The 9,654-nt window shown below is 47.2% G+C and carries 5 protein-coding genes and 1 rRNA gene; 3 read left to right on the top strand and 3 right to left on the bottom strand.

The window, feature by feature from the left end; translation table 11 throughout:
- Positions 1 to 287 precede the first annotated feature (287 nt).
- Both ACRC53_RS07880 and ACRC53_RS07875 read right to left on the bottom strand, forming a co-directional pair.
- On the bottom strand, positions 288 to 3,743 hold the full coding sequence (locus ACRC53_RS07880) for a hybrid sensor histidine kinase/response regulator (protein ID WP_438642931.1): 3,456 nt from the start codon (positions 3,741 to 3,743) through the stop codon (positions 288 to 290).
- 83 nt (positions 3,744 to 3,826) lie between these two features.
- Complete coding sequence (locus ACRC53_RS07875) at positions 3,827 to 4,966, bottom strand: 3-phenylpropionate MFS transporter (protein WP_438642930.1); 1,140 nt, start codon at positions 4,964 to 4,966, stop codon at positions 3,827 to 3,829.
- A 196-nt stretch (positions 4,967 to 5,162) separates the two neighbouring features.
- On the opposite strand from ACRC53_RS07875, the gene acs reads away from it, so the two are divergent.
- From acs to ACRC53_RS07860, 3 genes are read left to right on the top strand one after another with little or no spacing between them, the layout of a single operon-like run.
- The gene (gene acs, locus ACRC53_RS07870) at positions 5,163 to 7,127 is read left to right on the top strand and encodes an acetate--CoA ligase (protein ID WP_438642929.1); all 1,965 of its coding nucleotides are present in this window, start codon (positions 5,163 to 5,165) and stop codon (positions 7,125 to 7,127) included.
- Between the two features lie 55 nt (positions 7,128 to 7,182).
- Positions 7,183 to 7,494, top strand: coding sequence for a DUF485 domain-containing protein (locus tag ACRC53_RS07865; RefSeq protein WP_438623675.1), 312 nt, complete (start codon positions 7,183 to 7,185; stop codon positions 7,492 to 7,494).
- Complete coding sequence (locus tag ACRC53_RS07860; RefSeq protein WP_438642928.1) at positions 7,491 to 9,152, top strand: cation acetate symporter; 1,662 nt, start codon at positions 7,491 to 7,493, stop codon at positions 9,150 to 9,152. Before ACRC53_RS07865 ends, ACRC53_RS07860 begins: the two co-directional genes overlap by 4 nt.
- Before the next feature lie 377 nt (positions 9,153 to 9,529).
- On the opposite strand, the gene rrf is transcribed toward ACRC53_RS07860, so the two are convergent.
- A 5S ribosomal RNA gene (gene rrf / locus ACRC53_RS07855) occupies positions 9,530 to 9,645 on the bottom strand.
- Between the last annotated feature and the right edge of the window lie 9 nt (positions 9,646 to 9,654).

Raw genomic sequence — 9,654 nt, 5'->3', positions numbered from 1 at the left:
CTTTGGCTGTCAAGGTCTGTTTTTCACATCCCTTAAAAGCGTTTTATTCTTTACTGTTAGCATTCAGTGATTTTCATCACGGTTGCCGTGTCAGTGGGGTCGCATTATAGGGAGTTTTGCGTTTGGTGCAAGGGAAGATATGCGTTTTTTTTCTGTTTGCTTAAATGCTGTACGAACAGATGGAAATAACGGCAATTAAGGGAGCAGAACGAGGCTATATCCCTAAAAAAAGAGGTTTTTGCTGTTTGCTTACCCGATATTGCTTATATGAAGAAAAGAGTGTGTGCTTATAAGGCGGTGTGAAGCAAGCTGTGAAGGAGCATTTTTAGTCGCGCAGGTTTAACCGGTTTAGCAAGGAAGTAAGCGGCATGTTGCTGTACATGCTGTTGGATGTGCGTTGTGCGATCGGCACTTAGGACGACAACTTTGACCTGCGGGAGGTGAATGCTGAGTGTGGTGGTAATGTCCAACCCACAAATGCCGTCGGCCAGATGGTAATCAGTAAGAATAATGTGGGGTTGCCAGCCATGTTGCAATTCGTGCAAGGCTTGTGTTTCGGTAGCAACTGTTTTGACTTCACACTCCCAGCGAGTCAGCAAGAGCTGGAGGGCATCTAGAATATCGGGTTCGTTATCAATACAGAGTATTTTTAGCCCATATAGGTAATTGCTGTGTGCTGCAGGTTCGATGGACGGTTGAGTATTGACGGAAGTATCAGCATGACTTAGAGGAACGCTGACGCTGAATACTGAACCTTTACCAAGTTGTGATTCGACGGTAATGGGGTGTTCGAGCATGTTGGCCATACCTTTGGCAATGGCAAGGCCTAATCCGAGGCCATTTTCTTTGGCTGTGCGTCCGTGATCAAGCCGTGAAAATTCATCAAAAATGATGCCGACTTTATCTTGCGGAATACCGACACCGTTATCCCAAACTTGCAGAACCAGTTGGTTGTGCTGGCGTCGGCAACCAAGCAGTACGCGACCATGCGGGGCATAGCGAAAGGCGTTGGTGAGAAAATTTTGCAATATACGGCGTAACAGTTTGCGATCACTGTCGATCCACTGATGATTTCGGATCACGGTCAGGCGCATATGCTGTGCTTGCGCGAGAACGCCAAACTCGGCGGCGAGGTTGTCGAGGATCTCATTAATCGGAAAGCGCGTTCGTCGAATGTTGAGCTTTCCGCCTTCAATGCGTGACATATCAAGCAAGTCACTAATTAGCTCTTCTGCCGAGGTCATCGCATCTTCAACGCGGCAGGCCAGCTCACGGGTCTGGCCTGTAGGCAGCATCTCTAGTAAAGAGGCATTAAAGAGCTTGGCCGCGTTGAGTGGCTGCATCAGGTCGTGGCTGACTGCGGCTAAAAACCGGCTTTTGGAGTGGGCTGCCTGATGGGCGGTTTGTGTAGCACTCACCAGTTGTTGGTTCAGTAAGGTCAGTTCTCGGGTACGTGCTTGTACTCGTGCTTCAAGGGATTCATTGGCATCACGCAATGCATTTTCAGCTTCAATAAAGGGGGTGATATCAGTGAAACTCATGACAAACCCGCCACTCGGCATCGGGTTGCCCTGAAGTTCAATGACCCGGCCATCCGGCCGGCGGCGGGCAGAGCGATGCGCACTACCTTGTTGCATGTGTGCTACCCGCCTGCGGACTTGCTCTTCAATGCTGCCTCGGCCACATAACCCTTGCTGTGCGTTATAGCGGATAATGTCTTCAATTGGCCTACCTACGTGGATCAATCCAATCGGGAAGTTAAACAGTTCAAGATAACGACGGTTCCATGCAACAAGCCGCAGTTGTTTATCAATCACACTGAGCCCCAGATCAATATGCTCAATAGAGCCTTGCAGCAAGGTACGTGAAAAATCAAATAATTCAGAGGCTTCATCAACAATAGTCGCGACCTCTTCAAGCTGCATATCGCGCCCCTGCAAGGCTGAAGAGAGCACCAAACGTGCAGAAGAAGCACCAAATACACCAGCAAGTAATCGCTCACTATGGCGAATGAGCTCGGCAGAGGCAAAAGCATTCGGTATAAAGGCTTGCTGACGTTGATCGGCAAAGCGCATAAACGCTCGACGAGCCCGAAATTGCCCTAAAAAACGGGCAATTAACGTTTCAAGCTCTTCAAGGGTAACACGAGTTTGGTATAGCGTATGTGTATCACCCTCTTGAGTAGGAAGCCCAATAAAACTGGCTGCTTGTAAGCGTTCACTAATAGATGCGCGGGTCATCAGTGAAACGACAATATAAAGCCCAGCATTGATCACTAAACTTAATAGAGCCCCCCAATCAGCTAGACTTAGTGAAGCAGTCAGCGCCCATGCCGGTGGTGTGATGATACGCAGTAAAATATTATTATCCGCCGTACCAGCCAGCAGGTTGGTCTGCCCAACGAGAGCCAGTAACCAGAGTAAAAAACCGCTGATTAACCCGACATATACACCTTTTCGGTTGCCTTGTCGCCAATATAACCCGCCGATCAGGGCCGGTAAAAATTGTGCTACGGCAGATAATGAAAGATAGCCTATATCTGCCAGTGCGGGGATCTGATCAATGGCCAAATAGCAGGCCCACGCCAACAATAGCAATACGGCGATAGTGATCCGCCGAACGTTCAGTAATAAGCCCGAAAATTGCGGATACGTTCGGTGTGAGAAACGCTGCTGACGTAGTAACAGCGGTAAAATCAGATCATTACTGACCATAATTGCCAATGCGATGCTCGATACAATGACCATGCCTGCCGCGGCTGACGCACCACCTAAAAAAGCCAGCATACTTAATGAGGGATAACCAAAAGCCAGTGGTAGGTTAATCACGTAGGTATCTGGCAGTACTTCCGGTGGCAATACTGCCGCACCAATCAGGGCAATAGGAACAACAAACAGGCTCATCAGCAGTAAGTAAAATGGAAAGACCCAACGGGCGACATGTAAATCCTGTGGTTGAGAGCTTTCAACAACGGTGGTATGAAATTGACGCGGTAAACAGATCACCGCACTCATGGCTAATAACAGGTGAATGCTGAAACTACCGATATGGGTTGGTGTCATCGAAATATGCTCGGGGAGCTGCCAGCTAATTTGCTGCTGACTGGCCAGCCAGACAATCCCCACGCCCACACCGAGAAAAGCAACAAGCTTAACCAGTGACTCAAATGCGATGGCCAAAACCACGCCCCGATGATGCTCTGTCGCATCAATATTACGAGTACCAAACAGTATGGCAAAGATACTGAGTGCCACTCCAACTAACAGTGCCAACTGATTATTGCTTAAGTGTGCAATAACTATCAGGTCGGGAGCCAGAATGGTGAGACCAGTGCTGATAGCTTTCATCTGTAGGGCGATATAAGGCAGTACACCTGCCACGGAAATTAAGGTAACCAATACGCCAATGGTTTGAGCTTTGCCATAACGGGCGGCAATAAAATCAGCAATCGAGGTGATGTGTTCACGCTTGGCAATCAGGATCATGCGGGCCAGCATTCGCCAGCCAAACAAAAACACCAACATCGGGCCAAGGTAGATAGGAATAAAGGAGAAGATGTCGCGACTGGCTTGACCGACAGTGCCAAAAAAAGTCCACGAGGTGCAGTAGACGGCAATCGAAAAGCTATAAATGAGCGGACGCCAAGCGGAACTGCCGCGGTAATACTTATCACCCAGCCAAGCGACTAAAAATAGCAGCCCTAACCACGCGAGTATGACAGGAACAACAATCCATCCTTGCATTGCTTTTGCCTTATCCTTTGGCGTTTACCGTATTGTATGCGTAATAACCGCATCCGAAAATGAGATTATTACGCATTAACGCGTTACACAGTGGTACGTGAGGGGCGCAATAAAATGGCCGGAATCGCCAGTAACGCCATGCACCAAAATACGTTGCTGCCTAAATACGTATATAAATAACCCGAAACCACCGTCATCACCGCAATACCCCCGCCAGTCACCAGTGCGGCATAAATTGCTTGCAGGCGGATAGTGTGACTCTCAGGCTGCTCGCGGATAAACCGAATTGATGCAACATGACATAACGCAAAGGTCATTCCATGCATCAGCTGGATAACAATTAGCCCCGGAAGTATCTCCACTTCGGCCAGTAGTCCCCAGCGAACAAAAACACAAACCGCGCACAGCAGTAAGATCCGGCGAATTGACCAACTATCAAAAAAGCGGCCCGAAAAAGCAAATACTGCAATTTCGGCAATCACACCGACTGACCACAACATGCTGATGATTGTCGTGCTGTATCCTAATTCCTGCCAATATAAGGTACTAAAAGCATAGTACGCGGCATGAGAACCCTGCAACAACGTCACACAAAGCAAAAGTTTAACCACATCCGGTGATCGCAATACATCTGTAAAACTCACCGACTGCTGCTGTTTAGTCACTTTCTCTGCCGGAAGAGTTGTCGGTGTCTGCCACCAACAAAGGTTCATCACCACCAGACCACCCAATAACCCCCATAGGGCGGCATGATAATCGGTATAACTGATAAGCCAACCAACCAGCGTCGAACCGGTAATAAAAGCAAATGATCCCCACAACCGGGCTCGGCCATAATCCAACCCAATCTGGCGCTGCCAGGTATTTGCCAGAGCATCACCCAGCGGAATTAACGGCCCGTTCATCAGGTTAAACAACACCATGATGATAAACAGCCAACCGACATATTGCTGGCCAACTAAAAAACCTGCCGCACTGACTAAACTCAATCCACCGAGTAAACGCAGGGCATGAATCAATAATCCGGCGTGCTTTACGCGCGGCGTAATAAATAAATTACCAATAAAACGGGCTGTCAGCCCAACCCCCAACAATAGACCAATATTCTCTGCTGATTGCCCCGTTCCCGATAACCATAAAGACCAAAAAGGTAAATAAATTCCATACGTTAGGAAATAGGTGAAAAAATACACACCTAGCCATAACGGTGATGACAGTGTCATCTGCGCACTCCTCGCACAATCGAAAGGGGTACTCTGACAAAGCACCTGTACTGTTGCAACCGGTTGCACTGTTTTCTCTCTACTTTCTAAACTGCATCGACTTAACGACTCTCATCCCAAAGTCTAATTGTGATCGCCCTCCTTTAAGTTCACATTTTATTAACACCAGAGATTGACCAATGCCAAGGAGAGCCTTATGAGTCACACGCATCTACATCCGGTAATGCCACAATTTTCAGCCAATGCGCTGATCAACCAACAGCAATATCAAGAGATGTACTCCCAGTCAGTGCAAAACCCAGACAATTTCTGGCGCGAGCAAGGCAAGATTGTTGACTGGATCCGTCCTTACCAGAGCGTAAAAAATACCTCCTATGATTCTGGGCACGTCAGTATTCGCTGGTTTGAAGACGGCACACTCAATCTTTCTGCTAACTGTATCGACCGACACCTTGCCACTCGTGGAAATGAAACCGCCATTATCTGGGAAGGAGATAATCCTGCTGAAGATAAAAAAATTACCTATCGACAACTCCATCAGCAAGTGTGCCAATTTGCCAACGCACTTAAAGCGCAAGGCGTGCGTAAAGGTGATGTTGTAGCTATTTATATGCCGATGGTTGTGGAAGCCGCCGTTGCTATGCTGGCTTGTGCACGTATTGGCGCTATTCACTCGGTTGTATTTGGTGGTTTTTCTCCTGAAGCACTCTCAGGACGCATTATTGACTGCAAAGCCAAAATGGTGATCACTGCCGATGAGGGTTTACGCGCAGGAAAGTGCGTACCGTTAAAGAAGAATGTTGATGAATCACTGACTAATCCAGAAGTAAAAACCGTTGAGAAAGTGATCGTCTATCAGCGTACCGGCAATCCAGTTGCATGGCACAACCACCGTGACTGTTGGTGGCATGAACTTACCGCTGATGCTTCCACTGACTGTCCACCTGAAGAGATGAACGCAGAAGATCCACTATTTATTCTCTACACCTCAGGATCAACCGGAAAACCTAAAGGAGTATTACATACCACCGGTGGATATCTGGTCTATGCCGCCATGACATTCAAATACATTTTTGATTACCACCATGATGATATTTACTGGTGTACCGCCGATGTAGGCTGGGTAACTGGCCACTCCTACCTGCTGTATGGGCCACTGGCCAACGGCGCGACTACCTTAATGTTCGAAGGTGTACCTAATTATCCGAACGTTAACAGAATGGCTCAAGTTGTTGATAAGCATCAGGTCAGCATCCTATACACCGCCCCAACTGCAATTCGCGCATTAATGGCAAAAGGTAGTGCTGCCATTGAGGGCACATCGCGCCAAAGCTTGCGCCTACTAGGTTCAGTGGGTGAACCCATCAACCCAGAAGCCTGGGAGTGGTACTACCGCATGATTGGCGATAGCCAGTGCCCGATAGTTGATACTTGGTGGCAAACCGAAACCGGTGGCATTTTAATTACCCCACTACCAGGGGCTACTGCCCTCAAACCGGGTTCGGCAACCCTGCCATTTTTTGGCGTACAACCGGCTATTGTCGACAATATGGGCAATATCCAAGACGGTATCTGTGAAGGAAATCTAGTACTGGTTGATGCATGGCCAGGGCAAGCTCGTACGCTATTTGGTGACCATGAACGCTTCGAACAGACTTACTTCTCAACCTTTAAAGGCATGTACTTTACTGGGGATGGAGCACGCCGTGATGAAGATGGTTACTACTGGATAACCGGCCGTGTTGATGATGTCCTGAATGTTTCTGGCCACCGTCTGGGAACTGCTGAAATTGAATCAGCCTTAGTTTCACATCCAAAAATCGCTGAAGCTGCAGTGGTTGGCGTGCCACATGATATCAAAGGCCAAGCAATCTACGCTTACATCACCCTCAATAGCGGTGAAACAGCTAGCGCAGCCCTGCATGCCGATGTGCGCGATTGGGTACGTAAAGAGATTGGCCCAATTGCCACTCCCGATGTATTGCACTGGACAGACGGTTTACCAAAAACGCGTTCAGGAAAAATCATGCGCCGTATCTTGCGAAAAATTGCTGCAGGGGAAACCAGTAACTTAGGCGATACCTCAACCCTTGCCGATCCAAGTGTTGTTGAACGCCTGATCGAGCAGAAAAATCTACTACTCACAGAAACGGCACAATAATACCTAACAACAAAACAAACCGATGTTCACCCTATGTTCAAAAAGGAAGAGCACCATGAACGAAAATGTCTATCAACGGATTGAGCGTAATCCACATTTTCAAGAGTTAGTTCGTAAGCGTCAACGCTTTGCTTGGACACTCTCTTTGATCATGCTGGCCTGCTATTTAGGGTTTATTTTATTAATTGCCTTTGATCCGGCATGGCTAGGAACGCCCATCAGCCCAGACTCAAGCATTACACGCGGCATTCCCGTTGGCGTTGGTATTATTTTTACCGCATTCATCTTAACGGGAATTTATGTTCAGCGAGCTAATGGCGAATTTGATCAATTAAACCAAGAGATATTAAATGAGGTGAGCAAATGATACGCCGCAGCCTGCTCGGGATTAGCCTCTATAACCTATTATCACTGACAACAGCACATGCTGAAGCATTAACCGGTGAAGTACAAAAACAGCCGCTTAATCTTCCCGCCATCATCATGTTTCTTATCTTTGTTGGCGCAACATTGTGCATCACCTATTGGGCATCAAAACGTAACCGTTCAACAGCCGACTATTATGCTGCTGGCGGACGCATCACCGGCTTTCAAAATGGCTTGGCCATTGCTGGTGACTACATGTCAGCCGCATCATTCTTGGGTATTTCCGCACTGGTGTATACATCTGGCTACGATGGATTGATTTACTCAATCGGCTTTTTAGTTGGCTGGCCGCTGATTCTGTTTTTAATTGCAGAGCGTCTACGTAACCTCGGTAAATATACCTTCGCCGATGTCGCCTCTTACCGACTAAAACAAAAAGATGTGCGGATTTTATCGGCCTGTGGATCATTAGTGGTTGTTTCACTCTACCTGATCGCACAAATGGTAGGCGCAGGTAAACTAATAGAACTGTTATTTGGCCTAAATTACCATGTCGCCGTCATTATGGTGGGGATCTTAATGGTGTTGTACGTGCTGTTTGGCGGCATGCTCGCCACAACCTGGGTACAAATCATTAAAGCCGTTATGCTGCTTTCTGGCGCAAGCTTTATGGCTGTCATGGTATTAAAACACGTAAACTTTGATATCTCTTCACTGTTTAATGAAGCCATTAAAGTTCACCCAAAAAGTACGGCCATCATGAGCCCTGGAGGTTTAGTTGCCGACCCTATCTCTGCCATATCATTAGGCCTTGCCTTAATGTTTGGAACCGCCGGCTTACCACATATTTTAATGCGCTTTTTTACCGTGAGTGATGCCAAAGAAGCCCGTAAAAGTGTCTTTTATGCCACCGGATTTATCGGTTATTTCTATATCCTGACTTTTATTATTGGTTTTGGCGCAATTTTATTAGTCAGCACTAACCTAACATTTAAAGATGCAGCAGGTAGCCTGATTGGGGGCAATAACATGGCGGCCATTCATTTGGCTGATGCGGTAGGAGGAAGCCTATTCCTTGGGTTTATCTCTGCCGTTGCCTTTGCCACAATATTGGCTGTTGTTGCAGGGCTAACCTTAGCCGGTGCTTCTGCAGTATCACACGACCTGTATGCCAGCGTAATCTGTAAAGGCAAAGCAAAAGAAGCTGATGAATTAAAAGTTTCTAAACTCACCACTCTGATACTCGGTCTTGTTGCTATCGGTTTAGGTATTTTGTTTGAAAAGCAAAATATTGCCTTCATGGTCGGGTTAGCGTTCTCTATCGCCGCAAGTTGTAACTTCCCAGTACTGTTCTTATCCATGTACTGGTCAAAATTAACAACCCGCGGTGCAGTTATCGGAGGTTGGGCAGGATTAATTACCGCCGTAACACTGATGATTTTAGGGCCAACAATCTGGGTAAAAGTGCTCGGTCATGCAGAAGCTATTTTCCCGTATGAATACCCCGCCCTGTTCTCAATGCTAGTCGCATTTATCGGTGTTTGGTTCTTCTCTATTACCGATAAATCAGCCGCAGCAACTGATGAACGCGCTAAATTCATGCCACAGTTTGTTCGTTCACAAACCGGCGTCGGAGCATCAGGAGCGGTGTCTCACTAAGTACTACCAATATTGAAAATAATTGGCTCATCAATACCCTTGTTATAACCAATAACATTCAATTTTGCTAACACTCACTAACCCCGTCTTTACGGGGTTTTTTATGCATTAAAAACAGAGCCTTAAAAAAACGAGCTTGTGGGATACACAAAAAACCCGCCAATACCCATCAAAAAGCTGCATCGCTGCATGTCTATATAGCAAATTGCTTCCTGATAATTCAGTAATCGTGTGAAACTCAGCAAATCGCTCATGTCTCTCTATTCTTTACTCAAGACTCAGCCCAGCTTATGTTCCCTCTCAAACTCAGCTCAACATTGCCAAATTCCCAAACGCAAAAAGCCCATCCTTTCGGATGGGCTCTCTACTTATTTGATGCCTGGCAGTTCCCTACTCTCGCATGGGGAGACCCCACACTACCATCGGCGCTACGGCGTTTCACTGCTGAGTTCGGCATGGGGTCAGGTGGGACCACCGCGCTATCGCCGCCAGGCAAATTCTT

Source organism: Plesiomonas sp. (genome assembly GCF_051652165.1).
GTDB lineage: Bacteria > Pseudomonadota > Gammaproteobacteria > Enterobacterales > CAMTGL01 > Plesiomonas.
The sequence above is the reverse complement of the archived record's forward strand: the minus strand, read 5'-3'. Positions and strand labels throughout refer to the sequence as shown.